Raw genomic sequence first — 22,160 nt, 5'->3', positions numbered from 1 at the left:
AAAACCTGGTTTTAGCGGACTTTTTATTTACCTGGATATTTATCAAGATAAAGGCAGGCTATCAGGCAATAGCTTTTTCCACGACTTTATCAGCCAATGCCATAAAATCAGGGCTCTCTTTAAGTAAATTGACTAACGGCAAAAACAATGGTTCGGGAAGTTCGTTAACCCCGCGCCACTGCCACTGCTTGCATTTATTCGGCTCTTTAATTTCTGCCTCACCGCTGTCACTTTTGGCCACCACAAAAAGGGTGACATAATGTTTATCTTCCTGTTCGAAGATATCATTGGTAAAACCGAGTTTTTTGATTTCACCCAGCACCAAGCCGGTTTCCTCTAACACCTCACGTCTCGCACATGTCTCTACGCCTTCACCTATTTCCAGGTGCCCGCCGGGAGTCGCCCAAGTATTAGCACCATGGGAGCCTATTCGCTCTCCTAGCAGAATTTTGTCATTGCGTAAAATAATGACACCAACACCCACTCGTACTGCTTTATTCATTTTTGATTATGTTTCCTTATTATGTTTGAGCGCTTAAACAACCTGTCTCAGGCATAGCCCTTATCCCGGCGCTTACCGGGATAAATTTTTGCCGCTGACTATACTGATTTATTTTCTATGCGGCAAGATTAAGTGGACAGGGGTTAGCCATGGTTAAGTGAAAGAAAATAGCCTTGCGGGCAAGATTTGAACCTGGTGTGAAAATCGCTGACCGACAGCTTTTCTTTAGCTTATCTTGAAGTGGGGGAAAGTTCAGACGAATTACTTAGCTTTCAACAAACTCAGAAAGCCTGTAGAGCACGGTTGATAAATATCATGAAGTTGTTAAAGTCTGCTTAGTTTTTCCTTTTGAAAATGAGCGTATGAGTGAGCAACTGCCGATCACTATCGGAACCGCCGAAGAGCTAATCTGCCAACTGCCGGGGTTAACTGGTGCGGTCAATAAACTGGAGGCACAATTTAATTTTCAAACCATGACGGCGGGCTGGTATGGCGATGAAGATAAGATTTTGCAAACCCATGTGTCATTGGTATCGGCCGGGGAATTTTCCGTTTTACAACAGCAGAAACAGCCGGGCGAACGTTTTGATTTTGCTGATGATGTGCTCAGCTATCATAACAGTGATTTACGTCAGGTTTTATGTATTGTCGCCCTGACCAGCAAAGAGCTGGCTTTATTTTCTCAGCGCCGCGAATTGGTTGCAGCTTATCTTCAGGCTAAAATACATAAGGTGTTAAACCTTATCGCCACACAAGAGAAATTATTTCCGATTTAATCTTCCTGTGCTGATGCTAATTATCGCTACCGCGTCCGATACAAGTGTTGGCGGGTCTGGTATCATAAAGAAAACAATGAAATGAGCGTTGGCTTCTTGCCAACCACTGGATAAGTATGAATAAATTAACGTTAGCAAAGCAATTAAGCCAGGTTCAGGAAAATGAAGTTTACTTTGGTCCCCAGGGTTTTGTGATTGCGAGCAGCGAAAGCGAACTGGAAAATGCACAGCAAGGTTATAGTGTTGATGATGAAGGCCTGGCCCTGTCGGTAGAAGAACTTGGGGGATGGGAACCTCATTGGTTGGTAATCGCACAAGATACAGAATTGGGAGATCCCTATTTTGTTGATGTTAATGATCCTCAATTTCCAGTCTATACTGGCGTTTACGGGGAAGGGGTTTGGGAGTCGACTCAGGTTGCCTCTTCATTAGCGGCTTTCTTACAATGCTTGTCCCTGTTGAGTAAAAGTGGCAACCAGCAAGGGCCGCAATTTGTTCCCGATGAGAACAGTCTCACAGATCCCGGGCAACTGGCACAGTTACAGCAGGATATTGTCGTGCTTTGTGGCTGTGAAAGTTTCTGGGCGTTATTTTTTGATTGTTATCTCGACTGGCTCAGCGATGAAGATGATGAATTTGACCTGTGATCTTTACAGGTAAAGCGACCAGGGCTCGGGATAAAAGTTTGAAATTGGATAAGAATTAACTTAACCTGAGTCCAAGTTTGGAGGGAGAGTGTGAGTCGTTTCTTGCCGCCGATGTTTTATAAATGCCGGGAGTGTGCCGTTTGACTTACCAGCGCCGGCCTGTTTGCAGGGCGGATAATTGAAGGGATATCAATATGAAAAATGCATTTCAGCTGGCCGCCTGTGCCGGCGTTATTACCCTTGTCCTGGCAGGTTGCCAGTCAAGCCCGTCTTATGAGAGCCAGCGGAGTGCTTCAGTTAATAAGCATGCAGAGGATAACCAGAAACGATGGACTTCTTTTGGCGCCTTTGCCGGCAATGTTATAGGTAAAGAGCTTGGCAAATATCTGGATGAGCAAGATGCTGAGCATATGACGCAGGCGACCAGTGCTGCACTGGCTTTGGGTGAGGGGCAAAGCTGGGTAAACCCACAAAACAATACCCGCGGGGAAGCCAGGGTGATCAGCACGGAAAAAAAAGCGGATTCAATCAAAATACCCGTACTCAAGGAAAGGATTGCTAAGGTACCGCCGTTAGATCTTATCGGGCAAACCTACCATGCCATGAAAAAATCGAATGTCCGCGGCGGACCCGGTACAAGCTACCGCATTGTTTCCGGCGTGGTTTCAGGGGAAGCCGTGAATGTCATAGGGAAAGTCAGGGACAGCAACTGGTATTTGATCAGCAAGGATGGCATCGGCAGGGGCTTTATTTATGCGCCTTTACTTAAAGCGGCCCCGGCTGAGAAAATGTTAGACTCGGGTGTTGCTGTTGCACAGGCTGACATAGAAGAAAAAGAAGTGAACTCAAACCGGATCTGCCGCACGATAGAGCAATTTGTTTCATTTGCCGACGGCTCTTCCCGTAAAGATACCGTACAAGCCTGTCAAAGTCCCAGTGGCTGGCAGGTAAAAGCCTAGGTTAAACAGGTGCTTAGCAGTGTTCCTGGCCCTGTAAGTACCTCCCATCTCTTCTTTATGGCGGTAAGCCGTTCAGGCAAGCCGCCCGCGCTTAAAACTAATAAGATATTTTATCTGAAAAAAAGCAAATATTTTCGAAGCGCCCAAAAGCCGACTATAATTTTACCACATTCGCAGGCTAATTCTTCCGGGGCTTTCAGAGCTTTGCTCGTCTTCTCCTCTGTTTTGTCCGTTTAAAGCTATTAGCCGGCTTGTTGCGCGTATTATCGCCTTAGTAAATACCTGGTGATTAATGAGCCTTTCTTTGGCGTTCGGATAAGACTCGAGGAGCAACAAGTGAGTGCATCAGTATAGGAACAGCGCTGTTTTTAGTTTTAGTTTAAGCGAGAAGCAAGTGCTACATTCAAGAAGGGAACAGCATGGCACATCAACAAATTAATTATTCTGACTTCTTTTCATCAATCACCAATCCTTTAAAAGAAACCGCCGGTGGCGATGAGCCGTCCGGGGTCATAAAATCTGTCACGGGTATGCAGTACTCGGAAATTAGCGGTTATGGACAAAATGTCATAACTGGCCCGTCGCAGGTTAATATTGCTACAGGTACGGTGCAGCTGGTGTTTAAAGACAGGATCAACAGTTTTGTCCTGGACGTGCAAAAAGTGCGGGGTGGGGTGTACCTATACGGTTTTAATATCGGATTGCCGCACCAGATAGATGGTAATATGATGTGCCGCCGGGGACAGATATGCAATGCTGAATCCGGTCCAATGGGGCGGGCGTTATTGGTTTGGCAGGGGATCAGTACCAATACGGTTACCTTTACTATTTTTGATCCGGATCGCTGCGCCGATCAGTCCTCTCATGCTTCACTGGCTCTGGCCAGGTATCAGTACACCAGTGTGCAGGAAAATCCCTTAGTCACCCATATAGATGATGCCAGTCATAGACAAAATCATGCCCGAGTCGGCTCCTCTGTTTGTATCCTGGCGGATCATATCGTACCCGGGCTCCAGGATAAGCTAAAATACCACTGGCATGTATTGGAGCAGCCTCAGGGCTCTGTGCTCTCTTATCCGGTCAGTGAAACTAACCATATTACTTTCACGCCGCGGATGGCGGGTAATTACCTGCTTGAACTTGTGATCAAAAACGCCTGTGACAGCTTTATGCCGTTGCAGCTTCATTATCAGGTTGAGCCTGCAGTCGAGCGGCCGAGTGCTTCGGTATTTGCCCGGCAAACGGCTCTTGTCGGCAAGACTCTTAAGATAGATTCGGCCATTACCAGCGAAGCGGGTAATGAGGCATTGACTTATTTCTGGACCCTGGACAGGCCTGACGGTTCAAGTGCCGAGCTCGATAGTCCCCGCGCACTGACCCCCGGTTTTACCCCGGATATTGCCGGCATTTATACCGCCCAATTGATTGTCAATGACGGTAAGGCAAATTCATTACCGGCCAGGGCCGCCTGGATTGCCAGGCCCATTCCTGTCAGGGATCCGTTAACGCACCAGGGAGAGGATCAATACCTTTATGCAGGAGATGCGGTATTGCTTGATGGCCGAAAGTCGCATGACTTGTCTTCAGATAAGGTTGAATATCGCTGGGTCATTGCTCAGAAACCGCCGGGATCACAGGCAATACTTGAAGGTGTCAGCCAGCCCACGCCGGTGTTTACCCCGGATATTGATGGCAGTTACATCATAGAGCTGACCGTCTCTGATGAGCATAACCGCTTAACGCCTTTGCGCACTATCTATATTGCATCAAACCCGGATCAACACCCGGTGGCAAAAATTAACCCGGGTTATACGGCATTAACTCATAACCGGATTGAGCTCTCCAGTGAAGGCAGTAGCCGGCTTGACGATAATGTTCGTTATTGCTGGACTCTAAGAACTCCCGCGGAGTCGCAAATTGTCCTAAGCGGTGACAGTGTCACTAACCCCAGTTTCACCCCGGATGTTGAAGGCACCTATACTGTCACTTTGGTGGTCAAAAACGGCAACAGGGAATCTTTGCCTGCGGTATCGGCCTGGGCCGTTGAATCAGCTCCCGAGGCTGCGCAAATCAAGGGCCTTGAATTAAAGGTTAACTATGGCAGTGATGCCCTACATAGGGTTGATGAAACCGACAGTGCTCAGGCATCGCTGGTATTGATAAACAGGGAAGATAAAGAGTTTGATATCAGTGCCCTGGTAGTCAAAGTCTTAACGGCGCCGGTAAAAGCAAGAAAAACCAGTTGTTATAGCTTTGAGCAGGGAGTCAAACTTAAAGCCGGGGAAGCGATCCAAGTTGAAGTGTATCCCAGTGATGATGCCCGGGTACGCAGCTTTAATTCCAATGTTCCCTTGTTTGATGAACAACATCCTTGCATTGTCGAAGCCAGCCTTAAAGGAAAAACCTTGGCCAGTTATGTGATGAATACGCCAAGTTATCAGGTGGATACCGGCGATACCTTAGGAGATATTGCCGCCAGGCTTTATCAAAGCCGTGAGCGCTGGCAGGAAATTGCTGCTATGAATGGTATTGAGGATCCCGACAGGCTGGCTACCGGTATGATATTAAAGTTGCCACAATAAAATACGGCTTATCCGGGAGGGCGGAGGCCGTCCCGGGTAAGCAAGATTGAAAGTGTTGCATAAGCATCTTGAAAGCTTTTCTCCTGAAATTAAAGATAAATATCTTATAGATTACCTGCAAGGCCTTGTCGCCATGAATTTTACTGTTGAGTCGGCAATGTCGGCTCTGGCATTGTCATCCATTTGCCGGCAGATTAACGGCTGGGATCCAAAGAGGGATCTTCTTCAGGTTCATCCACCAGGCCCTGTACCCATAACAAGACTTCTGCTACCGGTTCGATAAATTCTGCCGGAATATACTGATTTTCTTCCGCAGCTGCCAGCAGCCCGCGAGCCAGCGGGCGGTTCTCGAGGATAGGAATATTGGCCTCGCGTGCCATTTTCTTGATGTCCTGGGCCATCATATCTGTGCCTTTTATCGTCAGTAGCGGTAGCGGGGTTTCATCTTTATCGTAATAAAGACCAATGGCAACATGGGTCGGGTTGGCAATGATCACCGAGGATTTTTTCACCTTTTCCGGTGGCGGGCCGTTTAACAGCTCTTTATGCAATTGTTTCCTTTGCCCCTTGATTTGCGGGTCGCCCTCGCTTTCTTTATATTCTTTTTTCACTTCATCCATCGACATTTTCAGTTGTTTAATATGCTGGCTTTTCTGGAAGAAGTAATCAAAGGCGGCAATAACGATAAAGGCCACGGCGGTATAAGCGATCAGCTCTTTGAGCATAGTGCCCAATAAGGGAAAAACGCAGGCTTTACCGCAGCTGCTCAGGTTGAGCAGGTCCGGCAGGTATTTGATCATGGAAATATAAATCAGTGCCGACAACAGGGCGATTTTTAACACAGATTTGAGAAACTCTACCAGGTTTTTCACGGCAAATATTTTCTTAAAGCCGGAGATAGGGCTGATTTTGTTCAGCTCGGGGGTGATCGACTTGGCGGACATCATAGGGCCTACCTGGATAACATTGGCGGCGATGCCGGTAATAAAGGTTACCGCGATAATCGGCAGCACCAGGGAAAACAGTGCGTCCAGGCTGGCGGAGGTCATAACTTCCAGTGCTTTTTCAAAGGGCAGTTGATAGAGCTGGCTCGGCAGCAGGATGATTTCTTGTATGGTGCTGACGATAGTATCCGCCAGTGCCATAATCACCGAGCAAATAGTGATCAAAGTAGCGGCGGAGACCACCTCCTTACTTTGGGCAACCTGGCCGTCTTTTTTGGCATCGCGCAGTTTTTTCGGGGTTGGCTGTTCGGTTTTTTCACTCACTTGCTGTGCTTCCTTGCGCGTTGTTAAATCAGGGTTTGTAAGGTGGTGATCAGTTCATCACCAAATTTCATATAGGTGCTGAAATGGCCGACCAACAGCTGCATATAAATGATCAGCACCAGTACCGCCACCGCACTTTTTACCGGCATTGCCAGGAAGAACACGTTAAGCTGCGGGGCAAAGCGGCTGATCAGGCCCAGGCCGAACTCGGCGAAAAACATTGCGATCACCACCGGACCGGCAAATAACACCATAAAACTGAAAATATAATCGAGCTGCTCTAAAAAGAACCTGGCATTGTCGAGTTTAATGCGCGGTATCATTTCAAATATCGGCCACACGGCAAAACTGTTGTACACGGCCCCCAAAAACAATAAAAAGCTGCCGCCGACAAAAAACAGGGTGACGCATACCTGCACCAGGATGATGCCTAAAGGAGAGGCCTGGGAGCCTGACATGGGGTTCATGGCACTGGCCATGGAAGCCCCGCGCTGGTTATCGATTAACAGGCCGACCGACTCTACCGCCCAGAAGGGGATAGTGGCTAAAAAACCGAGCAGCAAGCCGATGAAAATCTCTTTCATGATGACAAAAACCACAAAAAAGCCGGTGAGATCTGCCTGTGCCTTCTGCCCCATGACCAGCGGCAATACCAGCAGGGATAAGCTAAAGGCGACGCCGTTGCGGGTGATTCTGCCGCCGAGCATGGCCTTGGAAAAAAACGGCAAGATGGCAAAGGCGGCGAGAATACGGGGCGTGCCGAAGATAAAGGCCCCGAGCACGGCTTTTATTTCTATAAACTCTTCCATATCAGAATCTTGCCAGGGTAGGCAAATAGTTAAAAATACGCTGGGTATAATAATAAAGCTCAGAGCCTACCCAGTCGGCGGTGAAATACAGGGTCAGGGTAACCGTAACCAGCTTGATGGCAAAGGATAAGGTTTGCTCCTGGATTTGTGTTAACGCCTGAAACAAACTTACCAGGGTACCGACCACAGAGGCGACGATAATAGGGGGCAAGGACAGCATCAGTACCAGCAATAAGGCTTCTGTGGTGAGTTTAATAATATCGGCTTCAACCATGGGAAAGGTCCTGTTAATTAAGGGATATTGATCAGCTATTGATAACTTAATACTAAGCTGTGTAATAAATTGGCCCAGCCGTCGACTAATACAAACAGCAGTAACTTAAAGGGCAAAGAGATGGTCATGGGTGAAACCATCATCATGCCCAATGCCAGCAGTACGTTGGAAATGATCAGGTCAATAACGATAAAAGGTAAGTAAATCAAAAAACCGATTTGAAAGGCGCTGGTGAGTTCACTGACCACAAAGGTCGGGATCACTATCAGCAAATCATCCTCGGTGACTTTTTCAGAAATATCTTCCGGCCACAGCTGCCCGGCGGTTTCCAGGAAAAAGGCGGCTTCGTCTTCACTGGCGTGCTTTTTCAAAAACACTTTCAGCGGCACCATGCTTTGTTCTACCACAGATTTTATGCCTTCACTGCTTTCCAGGCTGGCGGGGTTTTGCTCGACAATATCGGCTATCTGATAGCCAATGGGCGCCATAATAAAAATCGACATAATAATCGACAACCCGTATAAGGCGATGTTGGGGGGGATTTGCTGTACCCCGAGGGCGTTACGGATCAGCGACAGCACCACGGCTATTTTCACAAACGAGGTTAACATTACGGCAGCAAAGGGCACTAAGGCCAATAGCGACAGGCCGGCAATCAGGTAAATAGGATCGGGTAAATTATTCATGGCTGTGCTTACTCTTGTGTTGCCTGTTCGGCGGGTATTTCTTGTATTGCGGCTTCGCTGCTTTTTGCAGATTCAGGCTCAGCTGCAGGCAAAGCTTCATCTGGCTGCTGTTGGCCACGGCTTTCTGCGCTCTCATTTTCTGCGGTGATTGTGCTATTTAAACGGGTAATTTTTGCCCCGAGTTTGCCCGCCACAGAAACCAGCGAGCAGGTGCCTATCAACTGACCGTTGGCCCTGATTTGAATGGCTTGTTCGCCGTTGGTCTGGCTGTCAAAGGCAAAAACATGACCGCTTGATAACTGGTTTAACTCTCCTAAAGGCAGGGTTAGATTGCCGGCTTCAAAGGTTAAGGTGACCGGTATTTCATCCATGGCGATTTGTTCGTTATTCATGTCATTGTTTCCATTTGCATTCGTTAAAATTTCTTGCACGGTTAAGCCGTTATTATCTGCCAGTGCCAGGCACTGGAGCTGCTCACTGATGTTTACCAGTAATAGGGGGTTTTCTTCCCGGTAATAACAGGTATCGAAAAACACCACGTCCTGATGTTGTAGCCGGGCCAGTTGGTGCATGTTCAGCCTGGTTTGTGCCAAGATAACCCCACAGCTATGGGGCAGTTGCTGCCACGGGATATGACTGCTTTGGCTGGCTGTTGCCACTAAAGGTATTAATTGCTGATATAGCGCTTGCGGTAAATCAAGACAAAAGCTGCCCTGGCTCTGCAAAGAATTGATTTGCCCGAACAGGCGGAAAATACCGGGGGCAGGGGCTGCTTTTGCCGATTTTTGTTTAGTGATCACCGGTGCTTTATCAAGCGTGGGACTCATGTTTGTTGACTGCTGCAATAGTTGTAAAAAAGGCGCCAGTGCTGCCTGTAGCGTGGCAATGCGCAGCGTTTCCGGTAAGAACAGTAAGGCCTCTTCCGGTAGGTAGTCTTTCACCAGCAGCGCCGTCATTGCCTGATCGCAGCTTAAGGTCAGCGACTGGCCGGACAGGGAAAAGCTCAGGGACAAAAAGTCAAAAAAGCTGGCATCATCACTGACAAAGCGGCCGTTAAATGTATGGTTTTCCAGGCTAAAGCTAAAGGGCTGCAACCGGGCAAGTTCATTGTTGACCTTGACTTGTTCCCGGGTAAATTCGGGTAAATCCAGCGCTTTAATTTCAGCTTGCTGGTGGGCAGATGTTTTTACAGTAAGTTCCGTCATGATCGTTAAGCCTGCTCAAGTTCGTTTTCTTGCGGCTGGCGGTTGCGATGAAGCTGAATTTCCTGTTTGATTTCCAGATTGATCTTGTTGCCCGGCAGCTTTTTCTCTAACGTTTTACGCAGCTGAGGCAGCTCTTTTTGCAGCTGATCCGCCACTGCTAAACTGCCCACCATAAAGCTGACGCTCAAGGCTCCCTGTGCATCCCGGCTCAGTGCGATATTAGCGCCGTTAAGGTGCTCAACCGGCAAGCTGATATTGATAGAACTGCTTTGCAGGTTAGGCAAGTTGCTTTGTACCTTGTTAACCACATATTCGGTCCAGGCCTGGGTATTTGTTTTAGGCGTTACCTGTAACTCAGGTGATTTAGCCAGGCTTTGCTGAAATAATCGGGACTGGATATCAAGCGGCATCACATCCTGGCCGGACTTTGTATCATCAGAAAGGTTTCTGGCATTAAAGTGCTCGGTTTTTTCTCCTTTTTCAGCCCGCTCAAGCAAAGCGCGCAGTTTCTTCTCATCTGTGCTATTTGCCTGGTTAAGCTTTTTATGGCTGGCGTCGTTACCCGAACGCACTTCACCGGCATTTTGGCTAAAAGAAGATAATTTATCGGCTTGTTTTATCATCATTATCCATCGACATTTAAGTGGCTTGATAAGTTGGTAACAGGGATTGATATTCGGTTGCTAAAAACCAGGATTTATTTTGAAATGGCGCCGAAGGGGCTTTTTAAAAACAGTTAAAAAGGCGACAAAAATAGTATCTGCTGACGATTGTTAAAAGTAAGTAACGGCGGGTTGCTAAAAGTTGCAAGATTTTTTCGAATATTTTAAATGAGTTAAAGCGATTATCTCTACCTTGATTTTTAATTGTCACGGTTTGACTTTAAAGGATAGTCAATAACCAGCACTAAGTAAGGACAGGGTGACGAATAAAGATCGAGCCAACATCGTATGCCAAGGTGATTAGCATCTGTGGTGAAGCTGACTTTTACCAAGTCCTGTGCGCATAGGCCTGTTCAACGATTATCTTTATGATGCGGATAAGGTGAAACAGCTGGCGAAAGCCTTGCTAGTTAAACTTAATCACAGCGGCTATCTGTTTAATGTTTTCCCCCGAATCTAAGGTGATCTCGTTTACCATGTTACGTTCTGCCATCAAGGGCGAGTGGGCAGCCTCGGAGACTGTCAGTACCGGTTCAACGCAGGCATCTAACGGCGTAAACAGGGTAAGCCAGTTCTGAAGTGTTTTTTGGCTGATCACCTTGCTGATATCCTGTTTGAGCAGAGTCTGTTGTGTGTTATCAGAAGAGCAAGCCCGCTCTAACCAGTCGGCCTGTCCCAGTGTTTGAAAAAATAGCCGGGCAAATTTCGGCTCTAAACTACCTACGGATAAATAACGCTCATCCAGGGTTTGATAATAGTCATAAAAACTGCCGCCGTTCAGCAAGGTTCCGCCTAAGTCAGGGTCTACACCAAGGCCGACGGCGCCTGCGCCGAATAACCCGGTGAGGGCAAAAGCAGCATCTGTCATGCTGATATCAAGATGTTGTCCCAATCCCGTGGTGGAGCGCTGGATCACTGCCGCTAAAATGGCCATCACTGCATGGTGGGAGCCGCCGGCAATATCGGCGATTTGCGTGCCGCTCAGTACCGGGCCGGTTTCTTTGGTGCCGCTAAAGCTTGCCAGGCCGCTTAAGGCGAGATAGTTAATGTCGTGTCCGGCCTTATCTTTATATGGACCGGTTTGGCCGTAGCCGCTGATGGAACAATAAATTAATTCAGGATTAATAGCACTTAAGGTGTCAAAGTCCAGGCCAAGTTTAGCCATGACTCCGGGGCGAAACTGTTCAACCAGGATGTCATACTCAGCTACCAGGGATTTGATTTGTGTAATAGCCGCCGGCTGTTTTAAGTCCAGCGTGCGTGATTGTTTATTGCGCTGCAGGGTTAAATAGGCATAAGAGCTGTCTTTGAAAGCGGGCTTGACGTTTTTTACCATATCCTGCCTGTCCGGCGGATCGATACGCAGTACTTCGGCGCCCATATCAGCCAGTAAGCCGGTGGCGTAGGGGCCGGGTAACAGGCTGGAAAAATCCAGTACTTTTAAGCCTTGTAATGGTTTATTCATAAATTTAATCTTCTGCCGAATTTAAAAATGATCCCTGCCAAGGAGTATAAAAGCAGCTTTGGCCTTTACCATGATGTATTGATTCAAACTGTTGACATAAAGTTGCAAAATAGTAGCTACTTTTTTGCCTGTAAGCTATTGCCTGGCAATGGTTTTTTCTGTATCTATTTATTGGCGGATAGGCTAACCTGTTAAAAGAAACGGCTTGTGCACTTGCCGGTTTTTGTCTTATTTTTGTTCTTGTGATAACTTTGATGTTTACTAAGGTAAAAGCTTGTTTTATATATAATTATAATAGCAAGTGTTTTATGAGGTTGTGTATTTGATGGCGCTTTTCAATCCCGGTGATGATGTTTTTGAACAGCTAATAAATGAAATGCCAGTGGGACTGCTGCTGGTGGATCAGCAAGGAAATATTGTTTTTATTAACGGCAAACTGCAAGCTTTATTGGGATACAGCCAAGAAGAGATTTTTGGCAAAACGGTCAATATCCTGTTACCGGAACGCTACCGGGGCGAGCATGGCGAAATGTTAGCCAATTACCTGAAAGCGCCCACTTCCAGGGCTATGGATCAGGGACGGGTATTATTGGCGGAGAATAAAAAAGGCCATGAAATCCAAATTAAAATCGGCCTGACACCTGTCTCGTTTGGTGGTGAAGCTTATGTGCTTGCTTCTATGATAGAGGTGAGTAATGAGATCATTAAAATAGCGGCCAATAACGATCCTCTAACCGGTTTACCCAATCGGAACTTCTTTTATGAATTAAGTGAAAATATTCGCAGCGAAGCCATACGCAACGGGGTACGGCTATCCTTACTTTTTATCGATCTGGATGACTTTAAGGCGGTGAATGACCAATACGGGCATGATATCGGTGACTTGGTACTTTGCCAGGTGGCTGAGTGCATAAACCACAGTGTCCGAAAGAATGATATTATCGGCCGTCTCGGCGGTGACGAATTTGTCTTGTGTCTTTACGGAGTCGCCAATGACCAGGCGTTAAACGGCATTGCCAAAGGGTTAATTGATAAAATTTCTGCCATAGACATGGTGCAGGGGCATGTTATCAATATCAGTGCCAGTATAGGTGTTGCCTGTACCAATGATCCGGGCAATATTGTACTGACCGATATGATCAAGCTGGCGGATAAATTGATGTATCAGGCCAAAGACAAGGGTAAGGGTAAGGTAATTTGGATTGCATGTTAATTTTCCCTCTGTTTAGGTGTGAAAGTTTAATAAAAATGTTAATTTATCGGAAAACGAATACCCGTTTAACGGTGCGTCGTATAAGCCATAGGCAACTGACGTTTGCTGTTGATAATAATAACAAGGATATCCCAGATGAAATTTCCCCCGTATATTGTTTTTTCCGTACTCGCGCCACTGTTGTCCGGTTGTGCGCTGCTGCCGGCTCCGGCCAATGATGCCCCTGCTGTTGATATGTCATTTTTGGTGAAGCCCGGGCAATTATTGCCGCTGACGAAGCTCAATGACATCACCGGGGAGCATGTTGTCCTCAATACCCCGGGACGCAAAAAACTGGTGATTTTATTTGCCACCTGGTGTGCTGACTCGCAACGGGCAATGAAAGCCTTGCACCAATCTCCGCTGATCCAGGATAAATCGCTTGATATCGTTGCCATTGCCCGCGAACAACAAAACACTGAACTGGCAAGCTGGGCTGCGGAAAATGAGATTAAAGTAACACTGGTGGCCGATGCCGACCGCAGTATTTACAGGCAATTTGCCCATGCCGGAATTCCCCGCTTTATTATGGTTGATGAGCAAAACCGCATCGTCGAGACCGTATTAGCCGAAGGGGAGCAACAAATAGAGCATATCCGCTGGTAAAGTAACACAAGCTTAAAGGAGCTATATCAATGCTAGAGCAATGGCAACAATTACTGGCGACGTCTTTTTCGGTGTTTTTGGATGATATCTATCTACAGGCGCTGGCGGCCCTGATCGGTTTTTGTTTTATCGGCCTGTTGTTTGACCGCATACTTGCCTTGTGGCTGAAGTTTTTTTCAGGAAAACAGCCATCGGTTAGCGATCAGCATATGCTGGAGTATTTCCGCCGACCGGTATTTTATTCCCTGGTACTAACCGGCATGGCCAGCGCTTCTTTATTGCTGGCATTAGCGGAAAATATTCAGTCGGTGATCTTTTCCGTGTTATATACCCTGGCAATTATTATCTGGGCGCGGTTATTGTTAAGAATCAGCAAAAAAATGCTGCAAGGTTTTTCCAGCCATCCGGAAAAGGTCAAGGTATTAACCCCGAAAACCTTGCCTTTGTTTGAAAATATCGCCTTTATCCTGATCATAGTGATCGCCGTTTATTATATTTTCATTAACTGGAATATCGACATGACTGCCTGGCTGGCTTCTGCCGGCATAGTGGGGATTGCCGTCGGTTTTGCCGCAAAAGATACTTTAGCGAATTTGTTTTCCGGTGTTTTTATCATGGCAGATGCCCCGTACAAAATAGGTGATTTTGTGGTATTAGACGGCGGCGAGCGCGGAGAAATCACCCAAATCGGTATCCGCAGTACCCGTTTGCTTACCCGGGACGATGTCGAAGTGACTGTGCCCAACTCTGTTATGGGCAATACCAAGATCATCAATGAATCCGGCGGCCGCCATGAAAAATTCCGCATCCGGGTCCAGGTTGGCGTGGCCTACGGCAGCGATATTGATAAAGTCAGGGATATTCTGATGCAAGTAGGAATTGATGAAGAAACTACCTGTGATTCTCCCGAGCCGCGGGTGCGCTTTCGTCAGTTTGGGCCGTCAAGCCTGGACTTTGAACTCTGCTGCTGGATTGAACAACCTGTGCTTAGGGGGCGGATCCTGGATAAATTAAATACCGCTGTTTATAAGGCCTTTATCAAAGAAGGTATCGAAATTCCTTATGCCAAGCAGGATCTCTACATCAAAGAAATACCCGGTTCAAGTTGCTCCGGTGAGTAATAATATCGACAGGAAGATAGGGGGCATTAAATGCATTTTTACCAACAATGCTCCCGGGTTGGGCGTTGTGCTGCACCTCTAAAAATAATCTATTGCCGACAAAAGCATACGTTTATTGCCTACAAAAGCATCTGTTAGAGTCATTAAAGCCCGGGCCAGGTATGCCTGGCGTATCTCCCGCTACGGCTATCCCCGAAGCCGTCATGTTTAAAGCAGAATTCTATTTTTTCATTAATTTTTGATTTTCAAGATGAATTCACTTTGCTCTGCCTGCTGGCATCTTTATCGTCAGCAGGAAGATTTAGCAAAAATTCTTATTTTGTTTATGACTTTTTTGCCTGCGACTACTACATTTAAATTTACTGCAACAATAAATCAAACCTAAAACAAGGTTAATTGAAGTAGCTGGTCAATATCTAGGGAGAGGAAATTGAAAAACATCAATTTTAGCGGTTTATTCTGGAAACTTGCCATTCCTGTTATTTCATTATTTGTCATCACCATCTTAATGTTAAGCTTTTATATCCCCCAGGAAATACAAAAAAGAGCGGTTGAAGGAGCGACCATAGCCTCCAAGCAAACCGCGACACAATATAAAACGTTGCGAAAATATTATGTTGAAAACATAGTTGCTAAAGTCAAAGCCAACTCTGATATGAAACCCGGTATCAATCATAGGGCTGAGCCGAAAACATTTCCCCTGCCGGCAACCATGATCCATGACTTAAGCGCTTTGCTTAAAAACGAAGGAACAACGGTTAATTTATACAGCGCTTATCCTTTTCCCAACCGGAAATCCCGGGTACTGGACCCTTTTCAAAACGAGGCCTGGGATTACCTTACTAAAAATCCCGGCGGTGTTTATGTTGCTGAAGCCGAAAAAAATGGTAAAAACCTGGTGCGGGTGGCAATTGCCGATACCATGATCGGCGAGGACTGTGTTGCCTGTCATAACTCCCACCCGGATACTCCGCGCACCGGCTGGAAAATTGGCGATGTCCGCGGCATTTTGGAAATTAACAGCGATATTAGTATGCAGGTAGCCGGCAGCCAGGCAACCGGCAGTCATATCATGTGGATCCTGCTGGCGACCATGATCATTATTATCCTTGCCATCAATTTTGTTTATCGCTCGGTTATAGCGAAAAAAATCTCACTATTAGATACCAGTATTACCGCGTTGGCAGAGGGCAGCAGCGATCTGACTCAGCGGCTTGACGACAGCGGCCAGGATGAAATCTCCCAACTGGCCGGCGGCTTTAACCAGTTCCTGGAAAACCATAGGTTATTTATTAAAAAAATTGCCCTGTCGGCAGAGCAGTTGTCGGAGTCTTCAACCGAATTAAGTACCATTACTTCACAGGCAAAACAAGACTCGGAGCACCAGAAGACCCAGATTTCTATGGTCGCAGCAGCTATTAATGAAATGTCGGCATCTATCCAGGAGGTTGCCGCCAACACCACAGCTGCCGATCAATCCGCCGGCAGCGCCCGGGATGAAACCTTAGTCAGCCAGAAAGTGTTTAAAGAAAACATAGAGATCACCAATACCCTTTCAGGAGAAATTGAACAGGCAGCCAAGGTTATCCAGTCATTGAAAGTGGATAGTGAAAGCATAGGCTCGGTGTTGGATGTGATCCGCGGTATTTCAGAACAAACTAATTTGTTGGCGCTAAACGCCGCGATAGAAGCGGCACGGGCTGGTGAACATGGCCGGGGCTTTGCCGTGGTGGCGGATGAGGTACGCAGTTTGGCCAGCAGAACGCAGGAGTCGACGGTTGAAATCAATACCATGATAGAAAAACTGCGCCAGGGGGCCGACAGTGCGGTATCTGTGATGGATAAAGGCATAGCAACGGTAAACGCCAGCGTAGAGCAGGCCTCGCAAACCGGTGATACCCTTGATTCTATCACCCAGTCGGTGACCAATATCTTCGACCTCAACAGCCAGATCGCAACCGCAGTAGAGCAGCAAACCCTGGCAGCGGAAGACATCAATCAGAATGTGGTCACTGTTGACGGCTATGCTCAGCGCAGTGATGATGTGTCGGCCAATATCGCTTCGGCCAACGAGGAATTAAACCAGCTGGCGGTCAACCTGGCTTCTATGGTGAGCCGCTTTAAACTTGATTAACCCTTTGCTGGTAACAAAGGTTAAGGGCAATTACTGCGGTTTGCCCTTAACCTATGGCCACCGGCGCCCGGACCTTAAAATCGTCCAGCGCCTGATCTTCGAGTAAATTCGCCAGTTTTTGCTGTTTTGCCGACTCTACCCGGCTCAGCTCGGCATATTTCTGGCACTGTTTTTGGGCATAGGCATAGGCGCTTTCTGCATGCTGCAAGGCCTGGATTTGTTGCTCCAGCGCTTGTTGTGCCTGTTCGATGTCCTGTTCAAGTTTGACCTGTTTGATTTTATAACCGGAAATTTCATGGTTAAAATCACTGAGCTCATCCATTTTCATCTCCCTGCCGATAATTTCCTGATAGCGCCGTTTGATTTCCTCTTGCTGCCAGAGCATATATTGCTCAAGCTCAGTGCGGCAGCGACTAAGGTGCTGCTCGGCATCGAGTTTTTGCTGTTTAGCCTTAGCCAGCTCAGTGGAAGCTTTTTGCTCATGAATAATTTTGATTTGCTGTAGCTTATCTATCATAGGGTTTAACTTTTCCCTTGGCAGCAAAGGTCATTTGCACTTATCTGCCGGTCAGTTGCTGTATGGTTGACTCAAAGGCAAACTGCTCATTGACCCCTTGCCGTAAAAATGCATTGATAGCATCAATTTTGCCAATAGCCTCATCTGTGGTTTTATCACTGCCGGTTTTGTATTCGCCGATTTTGATCAGCAATTCATTGTCTTTATAGCTGGACAATAAAGAGCGCATTTTCACCGCTGCCTTGGCATGCTCAGGTGTGGTGATGGCGTTCATGACCCGGCTGGCGCTGGCCAGAACATCAATGGCGGGGTAATGGCCGGCGGCGGCGAGATCGCGCGACAGGATAATATGTCCGTCGAGAATCGAGCGGGTTTCATCCGCCACCGGCTCTGTCATATCATCACCTTCCACCAGCACGGTATAAAGGGCGGTGATCGAACCTATATGGTTATTACCGGTACGCTCCATTAACCGCGGCAGGGTGGCAAAGACCGACGGCGGATAACCCCGGCGTGTCGGCGGCTCACCGGCGGCCAGGCCGATTTCCCTCAAGGCACGGGCAAAACGGGTGACCGAGTCCATCAGCAACAATACTTTTTGTCCCTTATCGCGAAAATACTCGGCAATGGCGGTGGCAACATAGGCGGCTTTGGCGCGCTCCATTGAGGATCTGTCCGAGGTGGCCACCACCAGTATCGCTTTTTTTTGCGATTCGGGGTCAAGCTCATGTTCGATAAACTCCCTGACTTCCCGGCCACGTTCGCCGATCAGAGCGATCACTATCACATCCACCTGGGCGCCTTTTACCAGCATGCCCAGTAAGGTACTTTTACCGCCACCGGCGGCGGCAAAAATGCCCTGACGCTGTCCTTCGCCGCAGGTGAGCAGACCATCAAGGGCCTTGACCCCAAGCGGCAGCGGCTTATCGATAATTTTCCGGCGAAAAGGATCCGGGGCATCGGCATATACAGGGTAATAGCAGTCCACTTCGAGCTCGCCTTTATCCTCGGTATCGAGCGGGTTGCCCATACCATCGAGCACCCGACCTAATAATCCCGGCCCCACAGGCACCTGGTGGCTTTTTCCCGTGGGATAAACCAGGGTTGAAGTGGAGATGCCCTGCATTTCACCTATGGGGGTGAGCAGGGCTTCTTTTTGTGAGAAACCGACCACTTCCGCCATCAGTTCATCCGGATGATCCGGCGCTTTCAACCGGCAAAGTTCTCCCAGTTTAACCCCGGGAACCGCGGCTTTAATGATGGTGCCCAATACCTGGGTAACCCGGCCCCGTATCTCAAGGATCGGTGCTTGCTGCAGTTTTTTTGCTAAGTTTTCGGTGAGCTGGTTAAGCTCATGGGTCGGCTTTTGTAGGGGAATAGCCGAAGCTGATGTTGTCGTCATAACACGTCCTGGTTGCTTTGCCTGCATGCGCTGCGGGTTTTCGTTGTTTTGCTTGAGTAACAGGTAGGTAACCGGGCGGGGAAAAAAGTTGTAGAGAAAGAAAGTTTCAAAGGAAAAAGATCGCTTACCGGCAAAGCGATCTTTTTTATTGCAGCGCTGTTATTTCACTTCTTGTCGCATCCGGGGCTGCCAGGGAGATAGCACCCCGGTTTTGCTGTCGTAAACATAAATTGCCCGCGAAGACAGGCCGACATATAACTTGTCATTATGCTCACTGAGGAATAAAGCCGCGGTATTGTCTACCGCAAAACCGCCAATTTCCTGATACTGCGCAGTTTTAACATCATAACTCCATAAATAGGAACTACTTTTCTTATCAGCGCTATCATAATGATACAGAGTGAAATATAACTTGCCGTTATACTCGGTGAGCAGGTTGCCGGAATAGCTGTCTGAGGTTTTTCCTTTAAAACCGGGCACGATACTGGCGCTATTGGTCACAACATCATATTTATATAAACCGCGGCCAAAGTCTGTGTGGTTGGCGGTAAAATAAAGGCCATCGGCATAATGTACGAACTGTCCGGGTACGGACGAGCCCTGGCTGGTGGGATCTAAATCTGCCAGCATACTGATTTTGCCATTTTTATCCTGCAGACAAAGCTCCTGATCGTAACCGCCATTCTCCGGGTTCTGGCAGCTGCCGTATATCTCCCCCATATAGCTCACTTGTGAGCTTTGTGCGCTTAAGGTTTCGCTGTTAATGGAATAGGGGACTTCCCGGCCGCTGACGGTATTGTTCTTACGATCATAGAGGTAATGGTGGCTGCGGTAGCCGTCAAAGTCGAGAAAGGTAAAACTTAAGGTATTGTTGTAACTTTCATCAAAATCAAGCCGGCCCTTAGCGACCTCTGCCGGTAGTGGTGTGATAGCCGTCAGCTCCCGGTTAAAGGGATCATAAGACCATAATTTGCGATCGCTGCCGTTGAGCTTTGCCCCAAAGAACAGCTTATGATCATAGACTTTAAAATCGCTGATACTGGCTATTTCATCTTCGTTGGCTAATTCGATATCGTGGGCCAGCAGCGAATCACTCAGGGCATCGTATGAATACAGGGTTCTGTGCCAGTAACCGAGATCATTTTTAACTTTTGCCCAAAAAAACAGCCTGCCGGCAAATTTTACCGGCTTGGAGACATTTTGCAGCTGGCCGTCATTTGAGGTGGGATTTACCTTCACCAGTTCATTGGCATTGTCGTCATAATAATAAAGTACGCTTCTGCGGTTGCTGGTATTGTAGTTATCGACGGTAAAATAGAGTCTGCCGGCATATTCAAGCGGGCTACTCCACCACCTGAAACCCTTAACACTTGGGGTGTGTTCTGGAATGCCGGCCAGGGCTAGGTTATCGAGTAAGTAATACAAAGCTAAACAGCCAACTATAAACACACTGAAATTCATAATGTTAGTCCTTTATCTTAATCAAAATAACCGGGGCCTCCCGGTTTTCCTGTTCTCGAAGCTTTAAAAGTGCGCATTGTAACAAGCTGTTTACTTAAATGCTCTGATAAATATTTACCTAAAAGGAAATAAATCACAACTTTTTTAATTTATCGGTTCCTCAGGTTAGGCAAGAACAAAAAACGCGGAAACGGCGCCTTAAAAGTAAGCAAAAAAGAGTGCTAACAAAAACCTATCCCGTTTCACGCTGATCTTAACTTTAACGGATGAGATTTGATGGATTCACAATTACAAAGCATTCAGTCGCAGAATCTGCAAAACCATGCTAGTCATGCAGCCCATGCCCAAGGCGGCGGGGCCAAAATCAGTCATCAGGGCATGAACTTACAGATCAAGTCGGCCGCTGCCTCTATTGCTGATATTGCCGAAGAAATCGGCTCGGCATTCTCCGAAAAAGCAAAGGAGAAATCCCTGGATAAGCGCAGTGCCCTGCATGAAGTCAGGAAAACAGAGGCGATGGAAAGAGCCGAGAACTACCTGAAAAATGTTGCCGATGTTGAAAAGCAGGAAAAATTAAAAAATTACCTGCAGGACATGGATAAGCACACCAGCGCACAAGGGTTAAGAGACTGGTTATCCGGCTTTAGCTCAGATCACAGCGAACAATATAGCGCGCTGGAAGTGATCAAACAAAATGCCGCTAAAACCGGTAATAAGGCCTTGGAAAACCAGGCATTGGCCCTGCAACAGGCGTTAACGGAAAAGCACGGCGAGCACATCCGCGCCGGTTTTAATGTGGTCGATACCGCAGCGCAATTTAACGGCAAAGACGGCGCCGGGCCGTCGCTGGCGTCCTCCCGCGAACTGGTCAGCGGCTACCAGGATACGGTACTGGACTACGGCGGGGTGGCCAGTACTTTTAGCAAAATTATTGAAGAACATGGCGAAGAAAAATTCCCGATGGCGCTGGACTTTTTACGCCAGGCATTGGGGGCCGACTTGTCGGCACAAAACTCTTCAGTAGCCAAAGAACGCCTTGAAGCCATTATTGGCGATATTAAAGACATTTTTACCCTGAAGACCTTGCTTGATATGAGTAACGGCCTGGTCAGACGGCTGCAAAGTGATTATGGCGAGGCCCAGGCAAAAATTGGCCAGGAACTGATGGGCGGCATGCTTAAACTTACGGAGGCCAAATGGGTATCGCAGCGGGATTTATCTTCCCTGGCCCAGGACATGGATATCAAGCAGTTGGCAACGGAAATATATTTTGGTCACAGGATCAGCGCCATCTTTGCCAAACTGCCGCCGACGGTATTTGCCGATGACAACACCCGTAACGCGTTACTGGAAACGGCGATGTCATATGTCCATGAACTTGTTGATAAAGAGGAAGAATAACCGTGACTGAATTTTCAACGGACAAAAACCTGACCTGGTCCATGCTTGAGCAATATCTGCAAACCCTGGGTTTTGAAGATGTTTCGGCATTTCGTGGCGAGGTGATTGAACTTGACGTCAGCGGCAACAAGCGGCTGATTTTTGAGGTGCTTGAGCGCGGTTTGTTGATTAGTGTGATCAAGGAAGTTGCCGCTTATCAGTTAGCTGAGGTGGTAAAGCCTGCCATGGCCCTGTGCCATTACCGGGAGTTTTTGCCTGTGCCCATTTGTGTTGGCCTGGGAAGAAATGAACAGCTGGCTTTTTCCTGCCTGTTGTCCATCGGCGGCGATTTTCTTGAAGTGATTAATCCGGCGGTAGATATCTTATTGTCGATGCATGACAAGCTGGATATCGCGTAACCATGTCGGCAGCCATTAATTGCCACAATAACA

At 47.4% G+C, this 22,160-nt stretch carries 21 protein-coding genes; 10 read left to right on the top strand and 11 right to left on the bottom strand.

Features of this window, described 5'->3' with window-relative positions:
- Positions 1 to 61 precede the first annotated feature (61 nt).
- The gene (locus SG35_RS14810; RefSeq protein ID WP_044834588.1) at positions 62 to 502 is read right to left on the bottom strand and encodes a nucleotide triphosphate diphosphatase NUDT15; all 441 of its coding nucleotides are present in this window, start codon (positions 500 to 502) and stop codon (positions 62 to 64) included.
- 362 nt (positions 503 to 864) lie between these two features.
- On the opposite strand from SG35_RS14810, the gene SG35_RS14805 reads away from it, so the two are divergent.
- From SG35_RS14805 to SG35_RS14790, 4 genes are all read left to right on the top strand, one after another.
- On the top strand, positions 865 to 1,278 hold the full coding sequence (locus SG35_RS14805) for a hypothetical protein (RefSeq protein ID WP_044834587.1): 414 nt from the start codon (positions 865 to 867) through the stop codon (positions 1,276 to 1,278).
- A 116-nt stretch (positions 1,279 to 1,394) separates the two neighbouring features.
- Positions 1,395 to 1,925, top strand: coding sequence for an SMI1/KNR4 family protein (locus SG35_RS14800; protein WP_053043261.1), 531 nt, complete (start codon positions 1,395 to 1,397; stop codon positions 1,923 to 1,925).
- Positions 1,926 to 2,119: 194 nt separating this feature from the next.
- Positions 2,120 to 2,884 (top strand): SH3 domain-containing protein, encoded by a 765-nt coding sequence (locus SG35_RS14795; RefSeq protein WP_053043260.1) that lies wholly within the window; start codon positions 2,120 to 2,122, stop codon positions 2,882 to 2,884.
- A 419-nt stretch (positions 2,885 to 3,303) separates the two neighbouring features.
- On the top strand, positions 3,304 to 5,466 hold the full coding sequence (locus SG35_RS14790) for a LysM peptidoglycan-binding domain-containing protein (RefSeq protein ID WP_053043259.1): 2,163 nt from the start codon (positions 3,304 to 3,306) through the stop codon (positions 5,464 to 5,466).
- A gap of 194 nt (positions 5,467 to 5,660) precedes the next feature.
- On the opposite strand, the gene sctU is transcribed toward SG35_RS14790, so the two are convergent.
- The 7 genes from sctU to SG35_RS14755 form a co-directional block, all read right to left on the bottom strand.
- Positions 5,661 to 6,734 (bottom strand): type III secretion system export apparatus subunit SctU, encoded by a 1,074-nt coding sequence (gene sctU, locus SG35_RS14785; protein WP_044834586.1) that lies wholly within the window; start codon positions 6,732 to 6,734, stop codon positions 5,661 to 5,663.
- A gap of 23 nt (positions 6,735 to 6,757) precedes the next feature.
- Positions 6,758 to 7,543 carry a type III secretion system export apparatus subunit SctT gene (gene sctT, locus SG35_RS14780; protein ID WP_044834585.1) on the bottom strand — a complete coding sequence of 262 codons (786 nt, stop codon included), beginning with the start codon at positions 7,541 to 7,543 and terminating at the stop codon, positions 6,758 to 6,760.
- Between the two features lies 1 nt (position 7,544).
- A complete protein-coding gene (gene sctS / locus SG35_RS14775; RefSeq protein WP_044834584.1) occupies positions 7,545 to 7,817 on the bottom strand; it encodes a type III secretion system export apparatus subunit SctS in 273 nt (90 codons plus the stop codon).
- A 35-nt stretch (positions 7,818 to 7,852) separates the two neighbouring features.
- Positions 7,853 to 8,503 carry a type III secretion system export apparatus subunit SctR gene (gene sctR / locus SG35_RS14770; protein WP_044834583.1) on the bottom strand — a complete coding sequence of 217 codons (651 nt, stop codon included), beginning with the start codon at positions 8,501 to 8,503 and terminating at the stop codon, positions 7,853 to 7,855.
- Between the two features lie 8 nt (positions 8,504 to 8,511).
- The gene (sctQ, locus tag SG35_RS14765) at positions 8,512 to 9,708 is read right to left on the bottom strand and encodes a type III secretion system cytoplasmic ring protein SctQ (protein WP_044834582.1); all 1,197 of its coding nucleotides are present in this window, start codon (positions 9,706 to 9,708) and stop codon (positions 8,512 to 8,514) included.
- A 5-nt stretch (positions 9,709 to 9,713) separates the two neighbouring features.
- Positions 9,714 to 10,334 (bottom strand): hypothetical protein, encoded by a 621-nt coding sequence (locus tag SG35_RS14760; protein ID WP_044834581.1) that lies wholly within the window; start codon positions 10,332 to 10,334, stop codon positions 9,714 to 9,716.
- 442 nt (positions 10,335 to 10,776) lie between these two features.
- The gene (locus SG35_RS14755; protein WP_044834580.1) at positions 10,777 to 11,835 is read right to left on the bottom strand and encodes a CaiB/BaiF CoA transferase family protein; all 1,059 of its coding nucleotides are present in this window, start codon (positions 11,833 to 11,835) and stop codon (positions 10,777 to 10,779) included.
- Between the two features lie 325 nt (positions 11,836 to 12,160).
- Here SG35_RS14755 and SG35_RS14750 point away from each other — a divergent pair, with 325 nt between their 5' ends.
- From SG35_RS14750 to SG35_RS14735, 4 genes are all read left to right on the top strand, one after another.
- Positions 12,161 to 13,048: a sensor domain-containing diguanylate cyclase gene (locus SG35_RS14750; RefSeq protein ID WP_152646730.1), complete on the top strand. Its 888-nt coding sequence runs from the start codon at positions 12,161 to 12,163 to the stop codon at positions 13,046 to 13,048.
- A gap of 135 nt (positions 13,049 to 13,183) precedes the next feature.
- Positions 13,184 to 13,693 (top strand): TlpA family protein disulfide reductase, encoded by a 510-nt coding sequence (locus SG35_RS14745; protein ID WP_044834578.1) that lies wholly within the window; start codon positions 13,184 to 13,186, stop codon positions 13,691 to 13,693.
- A gap of 29 nt (positions 13,694 to 13,722) precedes the next feature.
- On the top strand, positions 13,723 to 14,814 hold the full coding sequence (locus tag SG35_RS14740) for a mechanosensitive ion channel family protein (RefSeq protein ID WP_044834577.1): 1,092 nt from the start codon (positions 13,723 to 13,725) through the stop codon (positions 14,812 to 14,814).
- A gap of 430 nt (positions 14,815 to 15,244) precedes the next feature.
- On the top strand, positions 15,245 to 16,948 hold the full coding sequence (locus tag SG35_RS14735) for a methyl-accepting chemotaxis protein (protein ID WP_053043258.1): 1,704 nt from the start codon (positions 15,245 to 15,247) through the stop codon (positions 16,946 to 16,948).
- A 46-nt stretch (positions 16,949 to 16,994) separates the two neighbouring features.
- Here SG35_RS14735 and sctO read toward each other — a convergent pair whose 3' ends face one another.
- The 3 genes from sctO to SG35_RS14720 all read right to left on the bottom strand — a co-directional run bounded on the left by sctO (position 16,995) and on the right by SG35_RS14720 (position 20,328).
- Positions 16,995 to 17,465, bottom strand: coding sequence for a type III secretion system stalk subunit SctO (sctO, locus tag SG35_RS14730; RefSeq protein WP_044834575.1), 471 nt, complete (start codon positions 17,463 to 17,465; stop codon positions 16,995 to 16,997).
- A gap of 40 nt (positions 17,466 to 17,505) precedes the next feature.
- Complete coding sequence (sctN, locus tag SG35_RS14725) at positions 17,506 to 18,867, bottom strand: type III secretion system ATPase SctN (RefSeq protein WP_044834574.1); 1,362 nt, start codon at positions 18,865 to 18,867, stop codon at positions 17,506 to 17,508.
- 159 nt (positions 18,868 to 19,026) lie between these two features.
- Positions 19,027 to 20,328: a Kelch repeat-containing protein gene (locus SG35_RS14720; protein WP_044834573.1), complete on the bottom strand. Its 1,302-nt coding sequence runs from the start codon at positions 20,326 to 20,328 to the stop codon at positions 19,027 to 19,029.
- Between the two features lie 276 nt (positions 20,329 to 20,604).
- On the opposite strand from SG35_RS14720, the gene sctW reads away from it, so the two are divergent.
- Positions 20,605 to 21,729 carry a type III secretion system gatekeeper subunit SctW gene (gene sctW, locus SG35_RS14715; RefSeq protein WP_044834572.1) on the top strand — a complete coding sequence of 375 codons (1,125 nt, stop codon included), beginning with the start codon at positions 20,605 to 20,607 and terminating at the stop codon, positions 21,727 to 21,729.
- A gap of 2 nt (positions 21,730 to 21,731) precedes the next feature.
- Complete coding sequence (locus SG35_RS14710) at positions 21,732 to 22,127, top strand: type III secretion system chaperone family protein (protein ID WP_044834571.1); 396 nt, start codon at positions 21,732 to 21,734, stop codon at positions 22,125 to 22,127.
- Positions 22,128 to 22,160 lie beyond the last annotated feature (33 nt).

This window comes from Thalassomonas actiniarum (assembly GCF_000948975.2).
Taxonomy (GTDB): Bacteria; Pseudomonadota; Gammaproteobacteria; order Enterobacterales; family Alteromonadaceae; genus Thalassomonas; species Thalassomonas actiniarum.
The sequence above is the reverse complement of the archived record's forward strand: the minus strand, read 5'-3'. Positions and strand labels throughout refer to the sequence as shown.

Bases quoted from the DNA above. Each gene is read 5' to 3' on its own strand.
- sctW (WP_044834572.1), top strand. From the start codon at position 20,605: ATGGATTCACAATTACAAAGCATTCAGTCGCAGAATCTGCAAAACCAT.
- SG35_RS14745 (WP_044834578.1), top strand. From the start codon at position 13,184: ATGAAATTTCCCCCGTATATTGTTTTTTCCGTACTCGCGCCACTGTTG.
- sctT (WP_044834585.1), bottom strand. From the start codon at position 7,543: ATGGAAGAGTTTATAGAAATAAAAGCCGTGCTCGGGGCCTTTATCTTC.
- SG35_RS14805 (WP_044834587.1), top strand. From the start codon at position 865: ATGAGTGAGCAACTGCCGATCACTATCGGAACCGCCGAAGAGCTAATC.
- SG35_RS14750 (WP_152646730.1), top strand. From the start codon at position 12,161: ATGGCGCTTTTCAATCCCGGTGATGATGTTTTTGAACAGCTAATAAAT.
- SG35_RS14795 (WP_053043260.1), top strand. From the start codon at position 2,120: ATGAAAAATGCATTTCAGCTGGCCGCCTGTGCCGGCGTTATTACCCTT.
- sctN (WP_044834574.1), bottom strand. From the start codon at position 18,867: ATGACGACAACATCAGCTTCGGCTATTCCCCTACAAAAGCCGACCCAT.
- SG35_RS14800 (WP_053043261.1), top strand. From the start codon at position 1,395: ATGAATAAATTAACGTTAGCAAAGCAATTAAGCCAGGTTCAGGAAAAT.
- sctR (WP_044834583.1), bottom strand. From the start codon at position 8,503: ATGAATAATTTACCCGATCCTATTTACCTGATTGCCGGCCTGTCGCTA.
- sctS (WP_044834584.1), bottom strand. From the start codon at position 7,817: ATGGTTGAAGCCGATATTATTAAACTCACCACAGAAGCCTTATTGCTG.
- SG35_RS14720 (WP_044834573.1), bottom strand. From the start codon at position 20,328: ATGAATTTCAGTGTGTTTATAGTTGGCTGTTTAGCTTTGTATTACTTA.
- SG35_RS14790 (WP_053043259.1), top strand. From the start codon at position 3,304: ATGGCACATCAACAAATTAATTATTCTGACTTCTTTTCATCAATCACC.
- sctQ (WP_044834582.1), bottom strand. From the start codon at position 9,708: ATGACGGAACTTACTGTAAAAACATCTGCCCACCAGCAAGCTGAAATT.
- SG35_RS14760 (WP_044834581.1), bottom strand. From the start codon at position 10,334: ATGATGATAAAACAAGCCGATAAATTATCTTCTTTTAGCCAAAATGCC.
- SG35_RS14740 (WP_044834577.1), top strand. From the start codon at position 13,723: ATGCTAGAGCAATGGCAACAATTACTGGCGACGTCTTTTTCGGTGTTT.
- SG35_RS14810 (WP_044834588.1), bottom strand. From the start codon at position 502: ATGAATAAAGCAGTACGAGTGGGTGTTGGTGTCATTATTTTACGCAAT.
- sctO (WP_044834575.1), bottom strand. From the start codon at position 17,465: ATGATAGATAAGCTACAGCAAATCAAAATTATTCATGAGCAAAAAGCT.
- SG35_RS14755 (WP_044834580.1), bottom strand. From the start codon at position 11,835: ATGAATAAACCATTACAAGGCTTAAAAGTACTGGATTTTTCCAGCCTG.